The organism is Ligilactobacillus sp. RTP31139st1_D10_RTP31139_211217 (assembly GCF_040226755.1).
Classification (GTDB): domain Bacteria; phylum Bacillota; class Bacilli; order Lactobacillales; family Lactobacillaceae; genus Ligilactobacillus; species Ligilactobacillus animalis.
This window is the reverse complement of record NZ_JBCOAR010000001.1, coordinates 49950-74535: the sequence shown is the minus strand read 5'-3', so window position 1 is coordinate 74535 and position 24586 is coordinate 49950. Positions and strand designations below refer to the sequence as shown.

At 39.8% G+C, this 24586-nt stretch carries 24 protein-coding genes and 1 pseudogene; 20 read left to right on the top strand and 5 right to left on the bottom strand.

Annotation, left to right across the window (positions count from 1 at the left end):
* The first annotated feature begins 64 nt into the window (after positions 1 to 64).
* The 13 genes from murI to parC all read left to right on the top strand — a co-directional run bounded on the left by murI (position 65) and on the right by parC (position 12573).
* Entirely contained in the window at positions 65 to 850 is a 786-nt protein-coding gene (murI, locus tag ABT996_RS00390) for a glutamate racemase (RefSeq protein ID WP_035448290.1), read from the top strand.
* Positions 851 to 921: 71 nt separating this feature from the next.
* On the top strand, positions 922 to 1833 hold the full coding sequence (locus ABT996_RS00385; RefSeq protein ID WP_035448292.1) for a DMT family transporter: 912 nt from the start codon (positions 922 to 924) through the stop codon (positions 1831 to 1833).
* A 301-nt stretch (positions 1834 to 2134) separates the two neighbouring features.
* Entirely contained in the window at positions 2135 to 2602 is a 468-nt protein-coding gene (locus ABT996_RS00380) for a hypothetical protein (protein ID WP_010689059.1), read from the top strand.
* 17 nt (positions 2603 to 2619) lie between these two features.
* The gene (locus ABT996_RS00375) at positions 2620 to 3459 is read left to right on the top strand and encodes a metallophosphoesterase family protein (RefSeq protein ID WP_035448294.1); all 840 of its coding nucleotides are present in this window, start codon (positions 2620 to 2622) and stop codon (positions 3457 to 3459) included.
* Positions 3460 to 3547: 88 nt separating this feature from the next.
* Positions 3548 to 4471, top strand: a complete 924-nt coding sequence (locus ABT996_RS00370; protein WP_035448295.1) for a tyrosine-type recombinase/integrase — start codon at positions 3548 to 3550, stop codon at positions 4469 to 4471.
* Positions 4472 to 4822: 351 nt separating this feature from the next.
* Positions 4823 to 4969, top strand: a complete 147-nt coding sequence (locus ABT996_RS00365; RefSeq protein ID WP_010689056.1) for a hypothetical protein — start codon at positions 4823 to 4825, stop codon at positions 4967 to 4969.
* Positions 4970 to 5005: 36 nt separating this feature from the next.
* Entirely contained in the window at positions 5006 to 5734 is a 729-nt protein-coding gene (locus tag ABT996_RS00360) for a hypothetical protein (protein WP_225361397.1), read from the top strand.
* An 86-nt stretch (positions 5735 to 5820) separates the two neighbouring features.
* Positions 5821 to 6090, top strand: coding sequence for a hypothetical protein (locus tag ABT996_RS00355; protein WP_225361396.1), 270 nt, complete (start codon positions 5821 to 5823; stop codon positions 6088 to 6090).
* A 17-nt stretch (positions 6091 to 6107) separates the two neighbouring features.
* Complete coding sequence (locus ABT996_RS00350; RefSeq protein ID WP_225361395.1) at positions 6108 to 6563, top strand: hypothetical protein; 456 nt, start codon at positions 6108 to 6110, stop codon at positions 6561 to 6563.
* Entirely contained in the window at positions 6560 to 7378 is an 819-nt protein-coding gene (locus tag ABT996_RS00345; RefSeq protein WP_225361394.1) for an MFS transporter, read from the top strand. Before ABT996_RS00350 ends, ABT996_RS00345 begins: the two co-directional genes overlap by 4 nt.
* Before the next feature lie 264 nt (positions 7379 to 7642).
* Positions 7643 to 8080 (top strand): 8-oxo-dGTP diphosphatase, encoded by a 438-nt coding sequence (locus ABT996_RS00340; RefSeq protein WP_010689053.1) that lies wholly within the window; start codon positions 7643 to 7645, stop codon positions 8078 to 8080.
* 66 nt (positions 8081 to 8146) lie between these two features.
* Positions 8147 to 10120, top strand: a complete 1974-nt coding sequence (gene parE, locus ABT996_RS00335; RefSeq protein WP_010689052.1) for a DNA topoisomerase IV subunit B — start codon at positions 8147 to 8149, stop codon at positions 10118 to 10120.
* Positions 10121 to 10137: 17 nt separating this feature from the next.
* Positions 10138 to 12573: a DNA topoisomerase IV subunit A gene (gene parC, locus ABT996_RS00330; RefSeq protein ID WP_035448297.1), complete on the top strand. Its 2436-nt coding sequence runs from the start codon at positions 10138 to 10140 to the stop codon at positions 12571 to 12573.
* Positions 12574 to 12622: 49 nt separating this feature from the next.
* Here parC and ABT996_RS00325 read toward each other — a convergent pair whose 3' ends face one another.
* The gene (locus tag ABT996_RS00325) at positions 12623 to 14308 is read right to left on the bottom strand and encodes an NFACT RNA binding domain-containing protein (protein WP_035448298.1); all 1686 of its coding nucleotides are present in this window, start codon (positions 14306 to 14308) and stop codon (positions 12623 to 12625) included.
* A 223-nt stretch (positions 14309 to 14531) separates the two neighbouring features.
* Between ABT996_RS00325 and ABT996_RS00320 the strand changes: the two genes are divergently transcribed.
* From ABT996_RS00320 to ABT996_RS00305, 4 genes and pseudogenes are all read left to right on the top strand, one after another.
* Positions 14532 to 15395 carry a DegV family protein gene (locus ABT996_RS00320; protein ID WP_035448300.1) on the top strand — a complete coding sequence of 288 codons (864 nt, stop codon included), beginning with the start codon at positions 14532 to 14534 and terminating at the stop codon, positions 15393 to 15395.
* A 65-nt stretch (positions 15396 to 15460) separates the two neighbouring features.
* On the top strand, positions 15461 to 16294 hold the full coding sequence (locus tag ABT996_RS00315; protein ID WP_010689048.1) for a TIM barrel protein: 834 nt from the start codon (positions 15461 to 15463) through the stop codon (positions 16292 to 16294).
* Complete coding sequence (gene lepB / locus ABT996_RS00310) at positions 16281 to 16865, top strand: signal peptidase I (RefSeq protein WP_010689047.1); 585 nt, start codon at positions 16281 to 16283, stop codon at positions 16863 to 16865. Before ABT996_RS00315 ends, lepB begins: the two co-directional genes overlap by 14 nt.
* A gap of 103 nt (positions 16866 to 16968) precedes the next feature.
* Positions 16969 to 17930: pseudogene (locus ABT996_RS00305) on the top strand (S66 family peptidase).
* A gap of 652 nt (positions 17931 to 18582) precedes the next feature.
* Here ABT996_RS00305 and ABT996_RS00300 read toward each other — a convergent pair.
* A complete protein-coding gene (locus ABT996_RS00300) occupies positions 18583 to 19410 on the bottom strand; it encodes a 5'-nucleotidase, lipoprotein e(P4) family (RefSeq protein ID WP_103050391.1) in 828 nt (275 codons plus the stop codon).
* Positions 19411 to 19580: 170 nt separating this feature from the next.
* Between ABT996_RS00300 and ABT996_RS00295 the strand changes: the two genes are divergently transcribed.
* The 3 genes from ABT996_RS00295 to ABT996_RS00285 all read left to right on the top strand — a co-directional run bounded on the left by ABT996_RS00295 (position 19581) and on the right by ABT996_RS00285 (position 21519).
* Positions 19581 to 19874 (top strand): hypothetical protein, encoded by a 294-nt coding sequence (locus ABT996_RS00295; RefSeq protein WP_010689041.1) that lies wholly within the window; start codon positions 19581 to 19583, stop codon positions 19872 to 19874.
* 94 nt (positions 19875 to 19968) lie between these two features.
* Positions 19969 to 20571 carry a glycerol-3-phosphate 1-O-acyltransferase PlsY gene (gene plsY / locus ABT996_RS00290; protein WP_033193018.1) on the top strand — a complete coding sequence of 201 codons (603 nt, stop codon included), beginning with the start codon at positions 19969 to 19971 and terminating at the stop codon, positions 20569 to 20571.
* Between the two features lie 75 nt (positions 20572 to 20646).
* A complete protein-coding gene (locus tag ABT996_RS00285) occupies positions 20647 to 21519 on the top strand; it encodes an aldose 1-epimerase family protein (RefSeq protein ID WP_035448303.1) in 873 nt (290 codons plus the stop codon).
* A 152-nt stretch (positions 21520 to 21671) separates the two neighbouring features.
* Here the strand turns inward: ABT996_RS00285 and hslU are convergent, their stop codons facing one another.
* The 3 genes from hslU to xerC are packed head-to-tail and all read right to left on the bottom strand — an operon-like array spanning position 21672 to position 24576.
* A complete protein-coding gene (hslU, locus tag ABT996_RS00280; protein WP_010689036.1) occupies positions 21672 to 23096 on the bottom strand; it encodes an ATP-dependent protease ATPase subunit HslU in 1425 nt (474 codons plus the stop codon).
* A 20-nt stretch (positions 23097 to 23116) separates the two neighbouring features.
* Positions 23117 to 23659 (bottom strand): ATP-dependent protease subunit HslV, encoded by a 543-nt coding sequence (gene hslV / locus ABT996_RS00275; protein WP_010689035.1) that lies wholly within the window; start codon positions 23657 to 23659, stop codon positions 23117 to 23119.
* A 17-nt stretch (positions 23660 to 23676) separates the two neighbouring features.
* Complete coding sequence (xerC, locus tag ABT996_RS00270; RefSeq protein ID WP_035448306.1) at positions 23677 to 24576, bottom strand: tyrosine recombinase XerC; 900 nt, start codon at positions 24574 to 24576, stop codon at positions 23677 to 23679.
* Positions 24577 to 24586 lie beyond the last annotated feature (10 nt).

The window sequence follows — 24586 nt, the reverse complement described above, 5'->3', positions numbered from 1 at the left end:
CCTCACTGCCAAAAAGTGTTAGAATATTTAATTGTGAATAATGCAGTAGAGATGAGGAATAGTGATGACGGAAAACAAGGCTTTAGCTCCGATCGGAGTATTTGATTCAGGTCTCGGCGGGATCAGTGTCTTACGTGAGATCTATAAGCTCATGCCAAATGAGCGCTATTATTTCTTTGGGGATTCGAAAAATGCCCCTTATGGTACCAAAAGTGTAGCCGAAGTCAAAGCTTTGAGTGAAGCAATCGTAGAGGACTTTATCCAGCAAAAGAAAGTCAAAGCGATCGTGATCGCTTGTAATACTGCGACAAGTGCTGCGGCCACGTATTTACGGCAAAAGTATCCCGAAATTCCGATCGTAGGACTGGAACCAGCTGTCAAACCAGCTGTTTTGCATCAAACGGATTCTAAAGTCTTAGTAATGGCGACTCCATTGACTTTAAAGGAAGAAAAATTCAATCACTTGATGGAACGCTTTTCAGACCAAGGTGAGATCATCAAGTTACCAGCCCCTAAGTTAGTTGAGTTTGTCGAAAAAGGTGAATTAAATTCATCAGAATTATATGCATATTTAGAAGATATATTAGCACCGTATAAAGAAAACGTTGATTCAGTTGTTTTGGGATGCACGCATTTTCCATTCGTTAAAAAGGCGATCCAAGATATTATTGGAAAAGATGTTGCTGTTTTTGACGGAGGAGCAGGTGCGGCTCGCGAATTGAAGCATTTATTGACGCAAAAGCAATTACTTTCACCTAACCAAACAGGCGGTGAGATAACTTTTGAAAATAGTAATGCCACCCCAGTTGAAATCGAGCTGAGCCAAAAACTGATGAACTTGACTGATTAATACAGTCACTTTGAGCTGAGAAGATCTCTCAGCTCTTTTCTTTGGAATTTTTTAGATAGTGAGGACAACAAATGACGAAACAAAAAAAACTCTGGACGCTGCTGACGATCCTGTCGACTTTTCTTTGGGGCGTGTCGGGCTTATTTGCTAAATTTATCTTCGAGCTCGAACCTAGATTGACCCCACTTTTATTGAGTCAGATCCGGATGCTCAGTGGGGGCTTAGTTTTATTAGCTTTAGCCAGTTATAAAAAGGAAGCTCCATTAGCGCTTTGGCAAAATAAGCAAAGTGCAAAAACTGCGATCGCTTACGGATTAGGTGGAATAATTCCAGTACAATTTTGTTATTTTATGGCGATCAAATTAGGTGATGCTTCGATCGCGACGATCTTGCAATTCGTTGGACCATTTTTCATTATTTTATATTTAGCGGTCTTTCAAAAACAACGACCACGCCGGATCGAACTGATCAGTGCGCTGGTAGCATTTTTAGGTGTAGCCTTGCTTGCAACGCATGGTGATCTGACGCAATTAGTGATCACGCCGGCCGTTTTGATCTGGGGATTGCTTTCAGCAGTTGGTGGAGCAGCTAATACTTTGATTCCCCGCAGTTTATTACAACATTATTCTTCAACGGCTGTGACCGGTTGGGGCTTATTGATCGCCGGGATCGGGTTGACCGTGATCCATCCAAAATTTGAGTCATTTCCTTTGACATTAGAATTAGTACTATTAGTTTTAGCTGTAGTTGTTTTAGGAACAATCATTCCGTTTCAGCTCTTTACCAATGCTTTGAAATACATCCGCCCAACTACAGCCAGTATGCTAGATGCCTTTGAGCCGATCGCAGCAACGATCGGTTCGATCATCTTTTTTGGGCTCCAACTCAGCGGAGCCGATCTGTTAGGCTCATTTTTGGTCATTATTGCTGTTTTAGCTTTAAATTGGCGCCCAAGAAAAAAGAAATTTACCAATAATGTCTAAGTAAGAGATACTCGCCGGAGATATTGGCGAGTATTTTTTAGCTATATTTTTAAAACGTTTCCATAAGTTATAGCTAAAACTTAGGAAAAATGATAGTATATTATTATGGAATCAGTTCGTATACTGAGATCTGCTATTTAGCTGGAGTGACCTGTTCGGAAAGTTAAAAATGTGCGGGGAGAGTTGCTCACGGTTCGTTAGATGCAGGCCTCAAGTTTAGGAAGGGAAAAACTATATTTCTTTCGCAAGTATAATTAATAAAGATTATGTTGTTTCACATTTTATATAGCTGGGAAAGTCAATGTTAGAAAAAATTCGGGTTAGGCGTCGTTCAAATGAAGTGATCAGTATTGGCGATATTGTCAATTATCGTAAAGCAACATTTGTTGTAATAAACATTTTAAGTATCAAAGTTGCTCCACGGTCTGCGGGTGAGTTTATCTATTATGACTGTTTATGTCAACAGCTCCAAACACCGGATCTGTCGGCGGAATACACGACGACCCAAGCCGAGATTATGTATCAACCGCACGAATTTCGTGAGGTCTCTGAAGTCGGGGAATTTATCTATGATGAAAGTACCGGGATCTGGGTCCAGATCGATGCCATTTTGAATGTACGTTTTGAAGGCAAAAATATGTATGTTAAATATGAATTTGCACCGGTAGTCGAGTGGTCAAATAAAGAGATGCAAACGGCAGTAGTCAAAGAACGGCGCAAATGTATGAAATTATTGAAACCAAAGACTAACAATTTGGTAAATGATTAAAAGATAGGGATGGTTTGATGGCTAAAATAGCGATAATTTCGGATATCCATGGTAATTTGACTGCATTGGAGGCGGTTATTTCCGATATCAAAGCTAAAGCAGTTGATGAGGTCTGGGTCTTAGGTGATATTTTGATGCCAGGACCTGGGGGAAAACAGATCTTGGAATTGCTGCAGTCATTACAGCCAACAGTGTTTATCCGGGGCAATTGGGATGATCTGTTATTACACGGGTTAGCTGGTAAGATCGAATTGACCAAACCTAGCCATGTATATTTTTCCAAATTAGCAATGGCTTGCGGTCAAGACCTAGGGCAAGCTGAATTAGATTTTTTAGCTACAAATCCCATCCAACAGACGCTAACACGTGGTCCCTTGACGATCAGTGTCTCACATAACTTGCCAGATCTAAATTACGGTCAAAAGCTATATCCTACGCGACCACAGGCAGAATTTGATGCCGTTTTAGAGGGGATCACAGCTGATCTAGCGGTCTATGCGCATGTTCACCACCAACTGATGCGGTATACGACCGCTGAACAGATCGTATTGAATCCCGGTTCGGTCGGCGAGCCTTTTTGTGATTGGAAAAAGTTCCAAGCTGATCTTAGAGCGCAGTATGCTTTGCTAGAGATCGATGAGTATGGACTTGGTGGGATATCTTTTTGTAAAGTTGCCTACGATTACCAAAAAGAATTGGAATTAGCTAAAAAAGCCCACATTCCATACCTTGAACTTTACGAAAAACTTTTGACAACAGGCAAAGTCTATACGCATGATCAAGAATTATTAGCCCAGTATAATGAAAAGTATGGTTATGAGCAAGAAGTGATCGCTTATCAAAATAAAATGCGATAAATAAAAAGTTACTTTAACTTTAGTGAAAAACAAACGATCCCCAGCTTATTTTAAGCTGGGGATCTAACAACTAACAGGAGGAAATTTTATGGATCTACAAACTAGTCAAGCTACACAATTAGCTGAAATTGATTATTTAGAACGCTTTATCGATTTTATCGATGCTTCACCAAATACGATCCGTACTTATAAAACCTCATTAAAACAATGGTTTAATTACACCGACCAACAACAGATCACAGAGCCGACTCCGCAAGATGTCAAAAACTATCGTGAAGCTTTACTAGCAATGGGATTACGGCCAACAACGGTCCAAAATTATCTAATGGCAGTCAAGCAATTTTTCAAATGGACCGAAGAAATGGGTTTTTACCGCGATATTGCTAAAAATGTCAAAGGTTTAAAGCTAGGGACGGAACATAAAAAAGATTATCTGACTTCCAAACAAGCTGCGTCAGTTTTAGAAAACATCGATCGGAGTACACTCAAAGGCAAACGCGATTATGCTATGTTGGCTTTGATGTTGACGATGGCTTTGCGGACGATCGAGGTCAGACGAGCTAACATCGAAGATATGCGTGTTAGTGGTGATGTTGTTGTTTTATATGTTCAAGGTAAAGGGCATATCGAAAAAGATGCTCCGATCCGAATGCCTGATCACGTTGAAAATGCGATCCGTGAGTACTTACGCGTCCGGAAAGAATTCAATAGTCAAGCACCGTTATTTGCTTCGACATCCAATAACAATTTAGGCAAACGCCTTTCGACGCGAAGTATTCGTGGGATCGTCAAGCAATGTTTTATTGCAGCCGGTTATAATAGTCCACGTTTGACGGCCCATAGCACACGCCATACCAGTGCCACCCTCAACTTATTGAATGGCGCGACTTTGGAGGAAACCCAACAACTTTTGCGGCATACTAACATTCAGACAACTGAGATCTATGCCCATCATTTGAACAGTTTAAATAACAAGAGTAGTGATCGGATCAGTGATGCGATCTTCAAGTAGACGTTGGCTTAGGCCAGCGTTTTTTTATAGCAATACATTGAAAGTACACCCCTGGGCATATTTTAAATTACAATTAGATATTTTTAATTATAAATATATTATTTATTTTATTAGTATTATGCTATAGTATCTGTGAAATAAACTGTAAATATCGCCTATCAAATTATTAGATATTAATTTTTATAGCATCTATATATCAGATTACATATAAATAATTTCTAATTATTATAATTAAAATAATTACAAAGTGTGCAGTTAGGGGAACACTGTTATGAGGAAAATATTTACAGTTTGCGTGTAAGTAGAATGACTTAGTTGGTTTTCAAAGGTTATTAATGGGGGATAAAAGTTATGAATTTAACGAGAGTGACCAATGCTAAATTGATCGTTATTTTGCGAAAAAAGAAACACGTACGTTATTTGCTTTGTACTAAGTTAGTCAATCGTATTGGAAGTGCGCTATATAACTTGGCTTTATTGACCTTAGCTTCTAAATAAACATATAGTACTTTAGCGATTACGCTTGTTAAATTATTGGAGAACTTACCTGGCTTTTTCGACCCGGTACTAGCATATTTGACCGATCGTGAAACAAGAAGACTAAAAAAAGCTACTTTACTTAATTGGATCCAAGTTGGGATCTATTTTGTGATCGCTTTTTTGATGTTGCAATATCAAATGCCTCTAGCTTTATTTATTGTGATTCTTTTAGCCAACGTGGTATCTGATAGCATCGATGGATACATTAGTAATATGTTTATTCCGTTTTCAAAGACTTGGATCGATCACAGCGAGCGTCGTGTGATCTCTGCTTTGGACATTGTTTTATTTAGTTTAAGCATAGTTCTCGGTCAACTTTTAGGGGCTGCGTGGCTAGCTTTATATCCTGATCAGTTTTTTGGTCTTTCATTGTTGAATGCCTTGACTTTTGCGCTGGGGTTGTTTTTTCTTCGAAAGATCAAGTTCGATGATACGGTCAAAACTCTAACCGCAGAAGCACGTTTCTCGATCAAAGACTTTTTTCAAAAAATGAAACTCGCATATGGGCATATGCGAGAAAGACATCTGCTACAAATGATCTGGTTATTAGCAATTGGCAAAGCAACTTATGCGAGTTTTCTGTTATTGCTGAATGTAGCAATGGTCTCGACTAGTAATTTGCGTTTTGGCAGTTACGCGCAAACTTTGGCTATCTGGCAGTCCATTTCATTTGTAGGGTTGATCTTAGGGGCGTTTTTACGGATCAGTTGGTTAGAAAAATAAATTATGAGCAATTTATCATGCTGAGCAACATGACTATTATTCTATCTGTACTCAGTTGCTTTCTGGGACTCTCGTTGATCAATATTATGATTTTAAAATTGATCGGTACGCTTCTCAGTGGTTATATGGCACCTAAGTATTATACCGATCTCATTCAACAGATCGACGAAGAACAGTTAACGCGGGTAGAAAGCCTCAATAATTTTATTTTGTTGCTCGCTGATCCAGTTGGTATTTTACAAGCGACGATCTGCTTACAACTTTTTGGCTTAAGGCTAAGCTGGTTGATCGAACTGGGGATGCTAGTGAGCTTTATGATAGGTGGGGAAATCGCGATATATCGCTCCAAAAAATAAATAAAAGGGGAAAAATTATGAACTTAAAGGAATTATCAAATACTAAGTTATTAGTCGTTTTAAAAGAAAAGAAACATTTACGCAATATGATCTGTGCTAATACCGTCAATCGCATCGGTAGTGCACTTTATAATGTAGCTATGTTGACCTTAGCTTCTAAACAAACATACAGTACCTTGGCGATCTCACTGGTCAACGTGTTAGGTGGAATTCCGGGTTGGATCGATCCGATCTTGGCCTATATGACTGACCGTGAGACCAAACGTCTCAAGAAAGCTGCTATTTTAAATGTCATCCAAGTTTTGATATATATCGTTCTTGCCATTGTAATGCTCAAATACAAAATGCTGCTCGCGGTATTTGTTTTTATCATCTTGGCTAATGTTGTGTCCGACAATCTTGATAGTTATATCAATAATATGTCATCCCTTTTTCCAGGACTTGGGTCGCCCCAGATGAACGCCGGGTCGTGACTTCACTTGAGATCGTCTTATTTGGGCTAAGTTTAGTCTTTGGTCAGTTACTAGGAGCGAGTTGGTTAGTTTGGTTTCCTGATGATTTCTTTGGACTTGCGTTATTTAACGCTGTAACATTTGCTTTAAGTCTTTATTTCTTAAAAAAGATCAAATTCGATGATACGGTCAAAAGTGTCATGCCGACAAATCAGCATTTCTCAGTATCTGATTTTTTAAAGAAGATGAAAGCCGCCTATGACTATATGCATAAACAACATGCCCTTCAAACAATGTGGGTCATGACATCCCTTAAATTAGTTTATGTTAGCTACTATTTGATATTGACAGTTGCGATGGTTGTAGATGCAAATTTACGTTTTGGTAATTTTGCACAAACTCTAGTCGTACTACAGGCTGTTATGACCCTAGGTTTATTTGTCGGTTCCTTTTTAAGATTTAATTGGCTTGAAAAATTAAGTTATGAACAATTAATGATGATGCAATTTTTATGCCTTATCTTGGCTACACTCAATTGTTTTTATCGGGGACCGTTATTGATCGTCTTGGTCATTATGTTAGCCACAACTATTATCAGTGGATACCTTTCACCTAAGTTCACGACAGATCTGGTTCAAAAAATCGGCGAAGAACATTTGACCCGAGTTGAAAGTCTGTTGGGATTTGTTTTAATGTTAGCCAATACAAGTGGCTCACTACTTGCCACTGCAATGTTGCAGCTCTTTAGTTTAAAAAATTCATGGTTACTCGAATTGGGGATGATGGTGAGCTTTATGGTAGTTGGGGAAATTATGATCTATAAAAATAAACATTAACAATAGCTAGTGTGATCGGTATCAATTACTGATCGCACTATTTTTATGCCTTAAAATCCAACTTCCGCAAATTAACATTAGCGGAAGTTGGAAGTTTTTTAGCCAAAATCATCCCCATTTTACCGATATTTGTGTATAATATAGAATGTATGTTCGACAAATAATATCGTTTGATATTTTGCACTAAGATTGATAATCTATTAAGTAGAACATGAACGCTGCGTTTAAATGCGTTTCTCAGCGTTATATAAAGGAGTGAATTTAATGGCACGAACCGAGACGATCGAACTCACCAATATGTGTTTATTGCGCAACGGTGAACAAGTGCTAGTTGAAAACCGCCGTAAAAAGGAATGGCCAGGGATCACTTTTCCAGGCGGACATGTTGAAGCGGGTGAATCATTTCACCAAGCAATGATCCGGGAATTTTTTGAAGAAACAGGCTTGACCTTGTTAGACCCTAAACTTTGTGGGATCAAACAATTTTTTGTCAACGAGACCCGCTACATAGTTTTGCTTTATCGCGCAACTAAATTTTCAGGTGAACTTAAATCATCAAGTGAAGGCGAGATCTTCTGGTTGCCTGAACGTGATCTACTAAAGCAAGACCTAGCAAAGACTTTTGATGAAATGTACAAAGTTTTTGCTGATGACACTTTATCCGAGATCTACCAAGTTCAAGATAATATTAATTTATATTGATAGTTATCCATTTGATACGGTAAGATAGATAACGTGACTTTTAAATTTGATAAAGGAAATGAATGTATGAGTAAAGCAAAATACGGTGATGACTCCATCCAAGTCTTAAAGGGCTTAGAAGCAGTTAGAAAACGACCAGGGATGTATATTGGTTCCACTGATGGTCGTGGATTGCATCACTTAGTTTATGAAATTGTCGATAATGCAGTTGACGAAGCTTTATCTGGTTATGGTAAAGAGATCGACGTCACGATCCATCCCGATGATTCGATCACAGTCGTTGATTATGGTCGTGGGATGCCAGTTGGGATGCATGCGATGGGGATCCCAACGGTCGAAGTTATTTTCACAGTGTTGCATGCCGGGGGTAAATTTGGTCAAGGTGACTATAAAACTTCTGGTGGGCTTCACGGTGTGGGGGCTTCGGTCGTAAACGCACTCTCTTCTAGTTTGACGGTCAATACAGTGCGTGATGGTATTGAGTACGAAGAAGATTTTAAAGATGGTGGTCAACCAGTCGGGACCCTCAGAAAATTAGGCAAAACAACGAAAAATAGTGGGACCACAGTCACTTTTAAGCCTGATCCTGAGATCTTTTCGACGACCAAATTCAACTATGATACTTTAGCAGAACGTCTTCGTGAATCAGCCTTCTTATTAAAAGGTGTCAAGATCGTTTTGACTGATGAACGAACAGATACGCAAGATGTTTTCTTATTTGAAGAAGGGATCAAAGAGTTTGTTTCCTATTTAAATGAAGATAAAGATACATTAGGCGATGTGATGTATTTTGAAGGACAAAAAGATGGTGTTGAAGTTGAAGTGGCTGGTCAATACAATGACGGTTACTCAGAAAATATCATGTCATTTGTCAATAACGTCCGCACCAAAGATGGTGGTACACACGAAGCCGGGATGAAAGCCGCTTGGACAAAAGCATTCAATGAATACGCTCGTAAAGTTGGTCTTTTAAAGGATAAAGATAAAAATCTTGAAGGTAGTGACGTGCGTGAAGGGCTCTCGGCCATCGTTTCTGTGCGCATCCCGGAAGAATTATTACAATTTGAAGGCCAAACAAAGGGTAAGCTGGGAACCCCTGAAGCCCGGACGATCGTTGATAATATCGTCAATGAGCAATTAAACTACTATTTGATGGAAAATGGAGATTTTGCTAAAGATCTGGTCAAAAAATCCATCAAAGCTAGAGAGGCCCGGGAAGCTGCTCGGAAAGCGCGTGATGAAAGTCGCAATGGCAAAAAACGGCATAAAAAAGATCGTTTGCTCTCAGGTAAATTGACACCAGCGCAATCACGGAATGCTAAACGCAATGAATTGTTCCTTGTCGAAGGTGATTCAGCTGGTGGCTCGGCTAAACAAGGACGCGACCGTAAATTCCAAGCTATCCTACCGTTACGGGGGAAAGTTTTGAATACCCAAAAGGCTAAGTTACAAGATATCTTGAAAAATGAAGAAATCAATACGATGATCTATACGATCGGGGCTGGTGTCGGGGCTGAATTTGAGCTTGAAGATGCCAACTATGACAAGATCATCATCATGACCGATGCTGATACTGACGGTGCACATATCCAAACGCTATTGTTGACTTTCTTCTATAAATACATGCGCCCAATGATCAATGCCGGGCGAGTATATATCGCTTTACCTCCATTATATAAGCTCCAAAAAAGTGTTAACAAAAAACTTCAAGTACGTTACGCGTGGACTGACGAGGAATTGGAAAAACAAGCTAAAGCGATCGGTAAGGGTTATACCTTACAACGTTTCAAAGGTCTTGGTGAAATGAACGCTGATCAACTTTGGGAAACAACCATGAATCCCGAAACAAGAACTTTGGTCAGAGTTAAGATCGAGGATGATGCCTTAGCTGAAAAGCGGGTCACGACCTTGATGGGTGATAAAGTCGAACCACGTCGCAAATGGATCGAGAAAAATGTCCAGTTCACCCTGGAAGAAGATGGAAGCTTATTAGATACGACTTTAGCTAATAAAGCCCATGAAACAGAAGATAAAGCATAGTTAGGAGCAATTCATAAATGTCTGAACAAAATATCCAAGAACTATCCTTGGAAGCCGTTATGGGTGAACGTTTTGGACGTTACTCTAAATACATCATCCAAGAACGCGCCTTACCTGATATTCGGGATGGTTTAAAACCCGTGCAACGTCGGATCTTATTTGCAATGCACGAAGATAAAAATACTTTCGATAAGCCATTTAGAAAATCGGCTAAATCTGTAGGGAACGTAATGGGTAATTTCCATCCCCACGGCGATAGTTCGATCTACGAAGCGATGGTCCGTTTGAGTCAAGATTGGAAGTTACGTGAACCGTTGATCGAAATGCACGGTAACAACGGTTCAATGGATGGCGATCCGCCTGCTGCAATGCGTTATACTGAGGCACGTCTATCCGAGATCGCTGCTGAAATGCTTAAAGATATCGATAAAAAGACAGTTGATATGGTCCTAAACTTCGATGATACGGAATACGAACCAACTGTTTTACCGGCCCGTTTCCCTAACTTATTGGTAAACGGTGCTACGGGTATCTCAGCGGGATATGCGACTGAGATACCGACTCATAACTTAGACGAAACGATCCAAGCAACGATTTACTTGATGAAACATCCCGAAGCGAGCTTAGAAGAGTTGATGCAATTTATCAAAGGACCAGATTTTCCAACTGGTGGGATCTTACAAGGATTAGATGGGATCAAGAAAGCCTATGAAACTGGGCGTGGCCGGGCGATGTTACGCGCTAAGACCGAGATCGAAGCCCTCCGTGGGGGGAAATCTGCGATCGTAGTCACTGAGATCCCTTATGAAGTCAACAAAGCCGTTTTAGTCAAAAAAATAGATGAGATCCGTTTACTCAAAAAAGTTGAAGGGATCGCCGAAGTTCGGGATGAAAGTGACCGCGACGGGTTACGGATCGTGATCGAGCTGAAGAAAAATTCCAATGCTGAAGGGATCTTGAATTATCTCTTCAAAAATACTGATCTTCAGATCTCATATAACTTCAACATGGTCGCGATCGATCATATGCGTCCTAAACATGTTGGCTTAAAACAGATCTTGACTTCATATTTAGAATATCAACGAACAGTTACGACTAAACGGACTGAATTTGATCTAGATAAAGCCAAGCAAAGAGAGCATATCGTTGTTGGTCTGATCAAAGCTTTATCGATCTTAGATCAAGTCATTAAGGTCATCCGCGCTTCTAAAAACCGTAAAGATGCTACTAAGAATTTAGTACAACAGTTTGATTTCACTGATAAACAAGCCGATGCGATCGTTGCCTTACAATTGTATCGTTTAACGAATACTGACGTGACTGAACTTGAAAAAGAAGCGGCTGCGCTGAAAAAAGAGATTGCTAAATACGAAAAGATCTTGAGTGATCCTAAGGAATTAGATAAGGTCATTCGCCAAGAATTACAAATGATCGCTAAAAAGTACGCATCCCCGCGTAAAACTGAGATCCAAGCTAAGATCGCCTCACTTAAGATCGAAACTGAAGTCTTAGTTGCCCAAGAAGATGTGATCGTTCAGATCTCGCGGGAAGGTTATGTCAAGCGCTCCTCATTGCGTTCTTTCAACGCATCGGATGCTAATGATAATGGCTTACGCGAAGATGACGAACCAGTCCTACAAACGACTGTCAATACGTTAGATCATCTCTTTATCTTTACCAATAAGGGAAATGTGATCTATCGTCCAGTTCACGAGATCACTGAAGCCCGCTTTAAAGATACGGGCGAACATCTCTCGCAAACTGTAGGTCTAGATGCAGATGAACGGGTCATTTTTGCTAAAGTTTTCAAGAGTTTAGACGAACCCGGAAACTTTGTCTTTGCAACTAAAGAAGGCTTTATCAAGCAGACTGCACTTGTTGATCTAAAACCTGGACGGACGTATAAATCACGGGCTAGTCGTTATATCACGCTCAAAACGCCGACCGATGAAGTTATTTCGTTGTATTACACCACTGAAAATAAACAATTAGTCTGTGTATCTTATAACGGTTACGGTCTACGTTATGATCTAGCTGAAGTCCCAACGACTGGGGCACGCGCAGCGGGGGTCAAATGTATGGATCTACGGGATGATACTTTGGTGGCTGTCTTATTGGCCGATGAGCAAAGTGCGCTTGGACTATTGACGACACGCGGATCATTTAAAAAGATGAAAGTCACTGAGATCCCACTGACATCACGAGCGCGCCGCGGAGTCCAGATCTTACGAGAACTAAAGAGCAAACCCCATCGCGTGTTCACTGCGTTTTTGATCGCACCTGACCAACGTTTAGAAGTCATGACTGCGACTGAAAAAGTGATCATCGTGGAACCAAATGCTCATAACTTTAATGAACGCTATTCCAATGGTTCTTACGTGTTTGATGCTAAGACCGAGGGTGAGCCACAAAATATCAGACTCTATACAATAGAAGAGACTGAAACTGAATGATCAAAAAGAGTATGTTATCCAAAGTGATAGCATACTCTTTTTGATATATCTATTTTTTTAGTTTAGCGACTAATGCTTCGTCTGGCGTAACATAAATGGTCTTTTGGCCTTCATAGATCACAAAGCCTGGTTTAGCCCCATTAGGCTTTCTAAGGTGCCGAACTTGCACATAGTCGACTGGAACATTGGCTGAGCCTCGAGCCTTAGAATAGTAAGCGGCTAGACCAGCGGCTTGTAGTAAAGTTTCCTCGGACGGCTGAGCACTATGCACGATCACATGTGAGCCAGGGATGTCTTTTACGTGGAGCCAATAGTGATTTTTTTGGGCTGTTTTTAACGATAAACGATCATTTTGCAAATTATTTTTACCGACTGAGATCTCGGTCCCGTCAGTAGCAACAAAGCTTTCTGGTTTGCTCAATTTAGGTTTACGCTTTTTTTGTTGTTTAGTTTGGGTCAGATAACCCGCTGTTTGTAATTCGAGTTCGATGTCATTTAGATCACTTGGCTGTGCTAACTCTAATTGCATCTGTACACTTTCTAAATAAGCGATCTCAGCTTTAGTTAAAGCTAATTGTTGCTCTATATGCGCAACTGCATTTTTAAGCTTTTGGTATTTTTTGAAATACTTTTGTGAGTTTTGAGCTGGGGAAATTTGCGGTGAGAGAATGATCTCAACTGGCTTTTCATCATCATAATAATTAGGTAGGGTCACACTCGTTGAATTTGGCTTTACCTGGTAAAGATAAGTCGTCAGCAATTCGCCTTTGACCCGAAAACCATCAGCTTTATCCGTATTTTTGAGCTCTTTAGTCAATTTTTTGAGCTTAGTCTGATTTTTAGACAGTTCCTTTTTAACGACATGGATCAATTTTGCACCTTGGTGAGCGACACGATCGCGTACTGCTTTTTCTTGGTAGTAACTATCGAGCATCTCACTTAAAGTCGCAAACTCTTGTTGGGTCGTATGGTGCGTAAAGATATCAAAGGCTAGCTTATTTTTTTCGGTAAAGATATTAGCTTGGGGATGCTTAGTTTGTTCAAAAAAAGCGTTAAAACTAGCGCTTATATCTTGATCTTCGTGTAGCATCTTAGCTAATTGGAGGGCACTTTGCCGCGATAGACCTTGATAAGTCTTGATAAGTTGCGTAGCTAAGACTTCACGATTCGGATACTCTTTGACTAGCGCTAAATAAAGTTTATCTGGATCTAAAAAAGGATCAATTTTAGTTTGAGCCGGGGGCGTTTTATAGGTAGCCCCTGGTAAAAGGGTCCGATAACGGTTTTGATCCATCCCGACATGCTTTACCGTGTCTAAGATCTTATTGGTCTCTTGTTCGACTAAAATGATATTGCTATAACGTCCCATGATCTCAATACTTAAGACCAACGGCAACCGATCCCCGAGTTCATTTCGAGTCATAAAGTAGAAATTGAGAACTCTATCACAGTTCAATTGCTCCAGTTTAACGAGTTTAGCACCTTCTAAATACTTACGTAAGACCATCGTAAAATTAGTCGGGACTGGGGGATTAGTATAGGGGATCTCAGTGACCTGAACACGCGCATAATTGGGATGTGCCGATAATAAAACAGGATAATTATGGCGATTTTGGCGAATCGTTAGGATGACTTCATTGGCGTAGGGTTGCGAGATCTTCATCACGCGTCCATCTAAGAGAAGCTCATTTAATTCGTTAGCCATTGCACGGGTAAAAATACCATCAAATGCCATGTTAAAAGCCTCCTTTAAAAAAGTTTCACTTAATATTGTAGCCTTTATTTCAGAAAAGAGCAAAGTTATCTGTGTAAAGTTGGCTATCTAAATGATATAATTTATTTTTAAAGCCCGTTTGAAGTGGCTTATTGAACGCGCACAAGTAAGAACTGTGCTAGTAACTAGCTTATTTGTGTGTTATGATAGGATTTGCAATAATAATTAAAGTAGGTGTAATTTTATGAAAATAGCTGTTGTTACCGACAGTACAGCCTATCTCAGCACAGAACAGATCAAAGAAAATGATATCCATATCGTTCCTATCCCGTTTATTCTCGATGGTAAAAGCTATGATGAAGGTATTGATATTACTACTGAAGAATTTTATGAAAAGCTACGGACTTCGGAAACTTTCCCTAGTACCTCACAACCACCGATCGGCAAATTGATCGAACTTTACGAGTCCTTAGGTGACCAAGACTATGATGCCGTGATCAGCATTCATTTAGCAGGTACGATCTCAGGGCTAGTTCAAACTTTGGAAACGGTTAAAGACACAGTCGATAATATCCAAGTTGTACCTGTGGATTCTGAGATCACCGTTATGTTGATGGGTTACTTAGCGATCGAAGCAGCTCGGATGGCTAAACAAGGTAAAGACCTAGATGAGATCTTAGCTCGTTTAGATCATTTAAAGAAAACGACCAATGAATATTTTGTCGTTGACGACCTACAAAACTTAGTGCGTGGTGGTCGCTTATCTAATGCTGCAGCTTTTGTCGGTAGTGTCCTTAAGATCAAACCGATCTTGACTTTTGATGATGAGACCGACAAGATCGTAGCTTTTGATAAAGTTCGTTCATCTAAACGTGCTTTAAAACGCGTAGAAGATCTATTTGAAGAAGATACAAAAGATCTAACTTATCCGATCAAGATGCTCGTGATCCACGCTAACAACGAAGAAGCAGCTAAAGAATGGCAAGCTAAACTTGCTAAAAAATATCCAAACAATTCGATCGAGATCAGCTATTTTGGGCCTGTTATCGGGACGCATTTAGGTGAAAATGCACTCGCACTTGGTTGGATGGAAGATATCGATAAATAATAATATATGTTTTAAACTGGATCGGTAGTATGACCTATCCAGTTTTTTGAGGAGGAGCTGATTTTATGAAAAAAATCGATTTAGGCTTGAAAGCTAGTTCTGACCCTGAACAGATCAAGGATCGTCTACAATATCAGCCCAATGTCTTTGAATTCTACACCGCTGAAAACGACTTTACTAGGGATGGACTAAAGCGTCTGGCCTATGGTATCGATCAAGTCAAAGATGCGGGAATAAATCATATCGTATTACATCACCCCATGCGTTACCGGGAGTATTTTACTGAACTTTTGACACCCGAAGCTAAATTGCCAGAATTGTATCGATTTATTGAGCAAAGTTCCTTAGATTTGTTACAATTAGCTTATGACAAAAATGTTCAAGTGTTGATCCATGGGTCTTATTCGCGCCAAACGGCTGAATTTCTCAGTTTATATCCTGATTTAGCGCATGCTGAAGAATACGTTTTTAAGCGCTTAGACCATTTTAAAGATCTCGGTAAAGAGCATGTGATGTTTGAAAATTCGATCTCACCGGTATTTTATTATGGGGATGAAGCGTTAGATGCCAAGATCTTAGCTCATGATTATCGCTTAGCCTTTGATACATCGCATTGCTTTATCAAGTGGCAGGGGGATAACGCTAAATTAATGACCGCCTTAGCTCGTTTGAAGCAAAATATCGTTCATTATCATTTAGTTGACTCATTAGGGCAAACACATGATAGCTTAGAACTTGGTAAGGGAAAGATCGCTTGGGAAAATATCTTACCTCTACTGAATGAAGATGCGACCAATATCTTTGAGATCGTCTTAAAAGATCAGACTAATGCTTTGGAACAAGTTAACAGCTTTAAATACTTAAAAACGTTGGAGGAAAAACTAGATGTCAACATTTAAAAATATCATGGGATGGGTCTGGCCCGTTGTTATCGGACTACTTATCGCACTTTTGATCAATACATTCCTATTATCATTGGTCAAAGTCGATGGCTTATCGATGTATCCCAATCTACAAAATAACGAACGTGTGATCATGTTAAAACATGCTAAGATAAAACGTGATACTGTCGTTGTTTTCAGTGCTAAAGGCGTCGATGACCGTCCTGGTGTGACCGACGTTACAAAATACGTCAAGCGGGTCATCGGTTTGCCTGGTGACAAGATCGAATACAAAAATGATGGTAAACTCTATGTTAACGGAAAATTCCAATCTCAAGGGTATATCACTACTGAGCAACAAAAAGAAGGAACTTTATCGATCGCAAGTGCCGAAGATAAAGGTGTGACACTTGGTACTGGACGTTCATTCACGGTCCCTAAAGATGAGTACTTTGTTTTAGGTGATAATCGTGAAGTCTCCAATGACAGCCGCTCCTATGGCTTTGTCCCGCGTTCTAAGATCTTAGGCGTTGTCAAAGTTCCATTTTGGAATGATGCCCACGAATATATCAATTCATATGGTGATTAACTAATATCGACCTCAAGTCAAGTGGCTTAGGGTCGATATTTTTTATTTTAGACGATTTATATGCTAAAATTTGTTCAATATCTTTTAGAAAGTAGGAATGTTTATGCTGATACCCGCACGTTTGAAACAAAATGATGAGATCAGGATCATTACTCCTAGTCGGACACTTGATTGTGTCGGTGGGCTTGCTGCTAATCAAATAGCACAGGAAAAATTGACCCAGATGGGATTTAAGGTCACTTTTGGTGATCACCTCAGGGATGACTTTAGATGGCACTAACAGCATTTCTGAGCGGATAGAGGATATTCATGCGGCATTTAGCGATCCTAATGTCAAAGCGATCCAAACAGTGATCGGTGGGTTTACCTCAAACGAGTTATTACCATACCTAGATTTTGATCTGATAGCCAATAATCCCAAGATCATCTGTGGTTTTTCTGATTTCACGGCGCTGGCTAATGCGATCACAGCTAAAACAGGGCTAGTTACCTACTATGGACCCGCTTACATAACACTGAAAATGCTGGATAAAGCAGGGGCTTATCAAGATAACAATTTCCTACAAGCACTGACCAAAAAGCATTACGAGCTCCGACCATCACAGACCTGGTCAAGCGATGAATGGTTTTTATCCGACAGCAAGCGGACATTTTATCCAACTGATTGGAAGATTTATACACCAGGACGTGTCCGTAGTGTAACAGTTGGGGGGCAATGTCAACACGTTGTTTTTATTAGCTGGAACGCAATACCAACCAGATTTTGAGGATAAGATAATTTTGCTTGAATTTGCAGATGATGGTGAAACTTGGCTCGACTTTTCTAGGTTGTTAGCTCAAGTGTTACAACTAGCTAAACGGCCACGCGCGCTTTTATTAGGGCGTTTTCCCAAAATATCACAGATGACAGAGCAACGCTTGTTATACGTCTTGGACAAATTTCCGATCCTAAAAGGGATACCTGTAATGTATGATCTAGATTTTGGACATACACAGCCAATATTTACGATCCCGCTAGGTCAAGAAGTCTGGCTCGATACTGATGAGCTAGTGATCAAGGTCTAGCTAAAATAAACAGTTATGTATATAATACTAACTGTTTATTTTAGCTACCAAAACTACTTTTTATAATGTATATTATGTAAACTAGAATATATTGGGTGAATATCAATATTAACTGCAAAAAAAAAGCCGACCTACTCTCCTGGTCAGCCAATATCTAATTTAAATATGTAACCACCTTCGTTAGATACCTAACGCCCAGCGCAAAAGTGCTATCGCTATAAAAAATAGTATACCATACCAAAGCAAACTAAAAATGCAACCAACTACGCTTGCAAATGATTCCATGGCACCAAAAAAGAAGCGCATTAAATCCCACCTTCCTTAATTAAGTCAAAACAATTTAGATATTAAATGCTACCTTGAGATATACATAGGTCAGCATTATCAAAAATCCGATCCAAAACAAGCTGAACAGACAGCCCATGAAATTCGTGAATGACTCTATGATCCCATAAAAGAATCGCAAAAAATATCGCCTCCTTTGATTCCAGTCTATTACGTTACCCCTTCACTTTTATATCCCAACAACACTATATCTAAATATATTAATATATTTAAGGGACAATTACCAGTAAACTACAAAAGGTCAGCCTACTAGCTTGCAGGCTGACCGAGATAGATTCAAATTTTCAAGTACACAAGTTTTAGCTCATTATTTAGTAGTTACAGTCGTTTGTTTTACCTTATTAGTTTTTGGATCGAAGTAAGTTAAATGTGATTTACGTAACTTACTCTTTTTAGAATCACTCTGTTGGTAATTATTGTTATATAGTGCAGCTTCCCAATTACCATACATCGGATTAGGTAAAATGATGTATTTATCCCCAAATTGCGCCGCATTTTGCATAACATCATTTGTGCGTTTTGCGACAGTGTTTTCGGCTGGATCGTTAAAATCAGAAAGATTATCGCCAAACAGCATGATAACATCAGCCTTTTGTGCCACTTGTTGGCGCCGTTGTTCTTTAGTCTTATCTTGCTTTTGTTTGAGCAAGATATGCTCACGATCGGCTTGTGGCAACCCTTCGGCCGTTAAATTCTTGATCGTTGCCTTTAATTGGCTCTGTTCCCGATCGCTGACATAATAAATTTGAACTCCTTGCTCATTAGCATAATTCAAAAAGTCTTTTGCTCCTGGTACAGCCTTAGCCTTAGCCGCTCTGACCCACTGATCCCAACCATGGGGATAGGATCTATTATTTAAAGCGTTATACGCCTGATATGGTGAATTGTCTAGGACCGTTTCATCAATATCTAAAATGATAGCTTTCGGCTTTTCTGACGGAGTTGCAAGCTTAGTTGCCAGATTATTGCGAGCAACATTATACCCCTGCAAATACAACGCCTTTACTTCAGCTGAAGTTTGATACCATGCAACTGCCATCGTGTTTTGGTCGCCCAAATTCGTCTTAGCCTGCGCCGTTGACATCCCTAGTAGCATAAAAGCCACGAAACTTAAAATGATCTTTTTGATCTTCAAAATTTCTCCTCCAATTTATTGCGAGGTAAAACTTGTGTACAAGATGTATTTTAACGATTTATTTATTTGAATACAACACAAGTTTTTTATGTAAATTACTCAAACATTTGTTAAGCCGTTAAAAAAGTGTAATAATATCTATAAGACTAATTTTAAGGAGAATTTATCATATGAATGGACGTTTGCTCTTTGCACTTGGCTTGTTACTAAGTGTTATCTTACTGGTGATCGGGAATTTAGCCACATTACCGCTAATTTCTTTGATCGGTTATGGCCTAATGAGCTTAATGTTTTTGATCGCCGGTTTTACAATGGCTATTTTGCGCCATACTGGTGCTTTGACTGCTAATGAAAAAAATGTCGCTTGGGATGAAGCACCTGGTGAATTAAAGGCAATGACTATGGTGATTGGTCTAGGCTTTTTAGCGGCTGGGGTCTTTGTTATTTTCAATTATATCTTCTGATCATTATTGAATTTATGTTCAAAAGCCAGTACAATAGAACGTATTGCTTTTTAGAGGAGGAATTTTTTTGTCAGAGACATTAAAGATCATTTTGATGTTGATCATTGGCTATCTTTTAGGCTCCATCCCATCAGGTGTTTGGATCGGGAAGCTGATGTATGGTAAAGATGTTCGCGATTACGGTAGTGGTAATATGGGAACGACCAATACATTTCGGGTCCTAGGAAAAAAAGCTGGGACGATCGTTTTATTGATGGATATATTTAAAGGAACTTTAGCTGCCCTATTACCTTTCCTATTTCATTCCACTGCTAACCCACTATTGATCGGTCTGGCAGCGATCGTTGGGCATGTCTTTCCGATTTTTGCCGGTTTTAAGGGTGGTAAGGCTGTTGCTACGAGTGTGGGTGTCTTATTAGTTTATAATCCATTATTCTTTGTTATTGCTTGGCTGATCTTTTTAGTAACACTTTACATCTCCAGTATGGTCAGTGTCGCTAGCATGCTAGGCTTTTTACTGATCACGATCGTATCATTTTTCTTTAAAGATGCCCTACTTTCAGTCGTTGCGATCACTTTAACGATTTTTGTCTTTGTTCGCCACTACGGTAACATTGAACGGATCAAAAATGGGACTGAAAACATGGTACCATTTGGCCTAGGTTATAAGCGTCGACAACAAAAACAAAATAAATAAAAGCGTATCTTTGGGGCTACAGTTACCCAGATACGCTTTTTTTGTGTGCTATAATGAAGTTGAGGTGATATTATAATGGCAGTTATGCTTGAAAATGAAAAATTACGCGTCGTGATCAATGAACACGGGGCTGAATTAGCTAGTTTAATCTCTAAGGAAAATGGGTTTGAATATATGTGGAGTGGCGATAGTAAGTACTGGAAACGGCACTCAGCGGTTCTTTTCCCGATCGAAGGACGTTTAAAAGATGATACATATCAAGTTGATGGAACAAGCTATCACTTGACACAACACGGTTTTGCCCGTGATATGGATTTTGAGATCTTACATCAAGCTCCAACTGAAGTTTGTTTTGAATTACGCTCTAATGAACAGACCCTTGAAAAATATCCTTTCGAGTTTGTTTTGCAAGTTCAATATAATTTGACACAAACTAAGCTTGAAGTAAGCTACCGCGTGATCAATCCAAGTACTAAAGAAATGTATTTTGGCTTAGGTGCACACCCTGCTTTTTCAACTAAACTAAAAGCAACCGATACTTATCAAGATTACGAAGTTCGCCTAAGTCCTAAAGAGAGTTATCCGCGCATCCCGCTGGTCGATGGTTTTATCGATCTAGAACACATCACGACTGGCGCAGCAACCTTGCCCGTTAGCCATGATCTATTTAAAAATGATGCTCTTATCTATGATCTCGCCCAAGAACCAAATGAGATCAGCTTAGTAAGTAAACACCATGGCCATGGCGTAACGATCACAACGACTGATGCTAAAGCAATGGGTATCTGGTCAAGTTACCCAGCTGAAGGTGATTTTGTTTGCCTCGAACCTTGGTGGGCTTTATCTGATACTTTGGATACTGATGGCGATTTTAAAACAAAATATGCGATCAATAAGTTAAATGGACAACAAGTTTTTGAAGCTAACTACACGATCGATACTTTCTAACTAGATAATAAAAAAAACAGCACTTCCATATAAATTGGAAGTGCTGTTTTTGTGTTATTATCGAACTATATAAGGTACATTTCAAAATATAATTCGGCAAATTCTCGAAAATACCCGAGGAAACACTTTTAAGTATCACCGAAACGTTCGGACTATAGGATATATTGACTAAGATCCTTATCAGCCACGATCTTACCTACTTTTTCTTCAACATACGCTTCTGTGATCGTGATCTCACCCATTTGCATGTCTGGTCCTTCAAAGAGTAAATCTTCGAGTAATTTTTCTAAGATCGTGTGTAAGCGGCGTGCTCCGATATTATCGGTCTCATGGTTTACACGATAGGCGATCTCGGCGATTTTTTCGATCGCTTCGATCGTAAATGTGACCTTAATGTTATCAGTCCCAATGATCGCAATATATTGCTTGATCAATGCGTTATTAGGTTCAGTCAAGATCTTAACGAAATCGTCTTTACTCAAGTCTTCTAATTCAACTCGGATCGGGAAACGTCCTTGTAATTCAGCGATCAGATCGCTTGGTTTACTTTGAGCAAATGCACCTGAAGCGATAAACAAGATGTGATCGGTCTTAATGATCCCGTACTTAGTTTTGATCTGCGAACCTTCAACGATCGGTAAGATATCACGTTGGACCCCTTCACGTGAGACTTCACCTGCATTTTGTTGCGATTTTGAAGTTATCTTATCGATCTCGTCGATAAAGATGATCCCAGTATTTTCTGCACGTTTGATCGCTGCATTAGCTGCATCAGCAGTATTCATCAGTTTTTCTGATTCTTCACGCACAAATACTTCACGAGCTTCTTTGACTGGCATCGTGCGGGTCACCATCCGTTTAGGTGCTAGTGAACCTAATGTATCCGATAGATCTAAGCCCATTTGGCCTAACATTCCATCAGCACCTTGGAATTTTTGGGCAGGATCTTCCATTTGGATCGTAACTTCTTCATTTTCAAGTAAGCCACGTTGGAGTTTTTCAGCCACACTGGAGCGTTCACGTTTAACGCCCTCGGTTACGGTTTCGTTTTCTTCAGCACCTTGCATCCCTGGCATGTTTGGCATTTTACCACTTTGGAGATCACGCATGAACTGCATGAAGTTTTCTTGTTCATTTTGACGGGTTTGTTGTTTTTGAGCTGGAACTAATAATTTTACTAAGCGTTTATCTGCTTTTTGGACAGCTTGACTTCTGACCTTTTTAAAGAGTTCATCTTGTTCCATCTTGTAAGCAACTTCGACTAGATCACGCACCATTGATTCAACATCGCGACCAACGTAACCAACTTCAGTAAATTTTGTTGCTTCGACTTTGATGAATGGTGCATCAACGATTTTAGCCAAACGACGTGCGATCTCAGTCTTACCCACCCCAGTAGGCCCGATCATCATGAGGTTTTTAGGGGTAATCTCTTCTTGCATGTCTTCGGGCAATTGCATTCGACGGTAACGGTTACGTAAAGCGATCGAGATCGCTTTTTTAGCCTGATCTTGGCCAATAACATAATTATCTAATTCAGCTACGATTTGTTTAGGTGTTTTTTCACTATGTTCCATAGAAATCTGTCACTCCTTGATTAAAGTTCTTCTACGATGATATTGTGATTGGTGAAAATATCAATATCACCAGCGATCGAGATCGCATTTTGAGCGATCTGAGCTGCACTTAGATCTTTAGCATAAGCTGTCATCGCTTTAGCTGCTGCAAAGGCGTAATTTCCACCAGAACCGATCGCTAAAACATTATCATCAGGTTCGATGACTTCACCTGATCCTGAGACCAATAGTAAGTTTTCTTTATCCATCACTATCAATAAGGCTTCAAGTTTTTGCAAAGCTTGGTCGCTGCGCCATTCTTGGGCCAATTCAACAGCTGCTCGTTGTAAATTTCCGCTATATTGATTGAGCTTTTTTTCAAATCTATCTTCCAAGTTAAAAGCATCAGCAACGCTTCCAGCAAAACCAACTACGACTTTATTATCGTAGATCCGCCTAACTTTACGAGCAGAACCTTTCATGATGACTTTTTCGCCCATGGTAACTTGACCATCCCCGGCCATCGCAGTATGCCCATTGTGGCGCACAGCACAGATCGTAGTTGCGTGAAATGAAACAGACATGTAAATTCCTCCTAAATTTACGCTCGTGGAAAGAACTTCCGATAATCTCGTTGTAAGTGTTCCGGCGTAACGTGTGTATATATTTGTGTGGTCGATAAACTACTATGGCCTAAAAGTTCTTGGACCGCTCGTAGATCTGCCCCATTACTCAACAAATGTGTGGCAAAGGTATGCCGCAATTCATGGGGATGGATCGTGCTCGAAAGCGAACTGCGCTTAACGATCTGGTCTAAAACATAAGAGACACCAGCAGCTGTCAAGGGATCACCATGATGGTTCACAAAAACATGATCATGGTCACGTTTGTATTTAGCCATCAGTGGCTTACGTGACTTCGCCAAATAACGTTTAAGTGAAGTATAACAGTATGACCCAAATGGCACATACCGATCCTTGCGTCCCTTTCCGTGAAGAAGCATCGTTTTTAGTTCAAAGTCGATATCTTCAAGCTTGAGCCCAGTACACTCACTGAGCCGCATCCCTGTCGAATAAAGTGTTTCAAGCAGGGCGTTATCGCGTAACGAAAGCTTATCCGGGCGCCTTGTTTCCTCAAATAAAAGCTCGAGTTCTTTTTCATAAAAGAACCGTGGCAAGCGCCGTGGATTTTGTTTGATCTGCACATATGCAAAAGGATCTTTAGTCACATATCCATTGCGCAACAAAAAACGATAAAACGCCCGTAGACTTGAGACTTTACGCGAAATGCTACTCATTTTGAGATCTTTATCGTAAAGCTCACTCATAAAGACATGAACATCAAAAGTCGTGATCGCTGCAAATGATTTAGGATGACCACTGTCAGCTAAAAATTGCTCAAATTCAGTAACATCTTCTAAATAAGCAGTGATCGTCTTAGGCGAATATTGGCGTTCGACGCGAAGATATTCTTTAAATTCTGTGATCCACTTTTTTTCCATTTGCTTGCTC

Coding starts and splice junctions, on each gene's coding strand:
- ABT996_RS00370 (WP_035448295.1), top strand. CDS start 3,548: ATGGATCTACAAACTAGTCAAGCTACACAATTAGCTGAAATTGATTAT.
- ABT996_RS00380 (WP_010689059.1), top strand. CDS start 2,135: ATGTTAGAAAAAATTCGGGTTAGGCGTCGTTCAAATGAAGTGATCAGT.
- plsY (WP_033193018.1), top strand. CDS start 19,969: ATGTTGATCATTGGCTATCTTTTAGGCTCCATCCCATCAGGTGTTTGG.
- lepB (WP_010689047.1), top strand. CDS start 16,281: ATGTCAACATTTAAAAATATCATGGGATGGGTCTGGCCCGTTGTTATC.
- ABT996_RS00355 (WP_225361396.1), top strand. CDS start 5,821: ATGATTTTAAAATTGATCGGTACGCTTCTCAGTGGTTATATGGCACCT.
- ABT996_RS00340 (WP_010689053.1), top strand. CDS start 7,643: ATGGCACGAACCGAGACGATCGAACTCACCAATATGTGTTTATTGCGC.
- ABT996_RS00285 (WP_035448303.1), top strand. CDS start 20,647: ATGGCAGTTATGCTTGAAAATGAAAAATTACGCGTCGTGATCAATGAA.
- ABT996_RS00350 (WP_225361395.1), top strand. CDS start 6,108: ATGAACTTAAAGGAATTATCAAATACTAAGTTATTAGTCGTTTTAAAA.
- hslV (WP_010689035.1), bottom strand. CDS start 23,659: ATGTCTGTTTCATTTCACGCAACTACGATCTGTGCTGTGCGCCACAAT.
- parE (WP_010689052.1), top strand. CDS start 8,147: ATGAGTAAAGCAAAATACGGTGATGACTCCATCCAAGTCTTAAAGGGC.
- ABT996_RS00375 (WP_035448294.1), top strand. CDS start 2,620: ATGGCTAAAATAGCGATAATTTCGGATATCCATGGTAATTTGACTGCA.
- ABT996_RS00325 (WP_035448298.1), bottom strand. CDS start 14,308: ATGGCATTTGATGGTATTTTTACCCGTGCAATGGCTAACGAATTAAAT.
- xerC (WP_035448306.1), bottom strand. CDS start 24,576: ATGGAAAAAAAGTGGATCACAGAATTTAAAGAATATCTTCGCGTCGAA.
- murI (WP_035448290.1), top strand. CDS start 65: ATGACGGAAAACAAGGCTTTAGCTCCGATCGGAGTATTTGATTCAGGT.
- hslU (WP_010689036.1), bottom strand. CDS start 23,096: ATGGAACATAGTGAAAAAACACCTAAACAAATCGTAGCTGAATTAGAT.
- ABT996_RS00320 (WP_035448300.1), top strand. CDS start 14,532: ATGAAAATAGCTGTTGTTACCGACAGTACAGCCTATCTCAGCACAGAA.
- ABT996_RS00385 (WP_035448292.1), top strand. CDS start 922: ATGACGAAACAAAAAAAACTCTGGACGCTGCTGACGATCCTGTCGACT.
- ABT996_RS00315 (WP_010689048.1), top strand. CDS start 15,461: ATGAAAAAAATCGATTTAGGCTTGAAAGCTAGTTCTGACCCTGAACAG.
- parC (WP_035448297.1), top strand. CDS start 10,138: ATGTCTGAACAAAATATCCAAGAACTATCCTTGGAAGCCGTTATGGGT.
- ABT996_RS00295 (WP_010689041.1), top strand. CDS start 19,581: ATGAATGGACGTTTGCTCTTTGCACTTGGCTTGTTACTAAGTGTTATC.
- ABT996_RS00365 (WP_010689056.1), top strand. CDS start 4,823: ATGAATTTAACGAGAGTGACCAATGCTAAATTGATCGTTATTTTGCGA.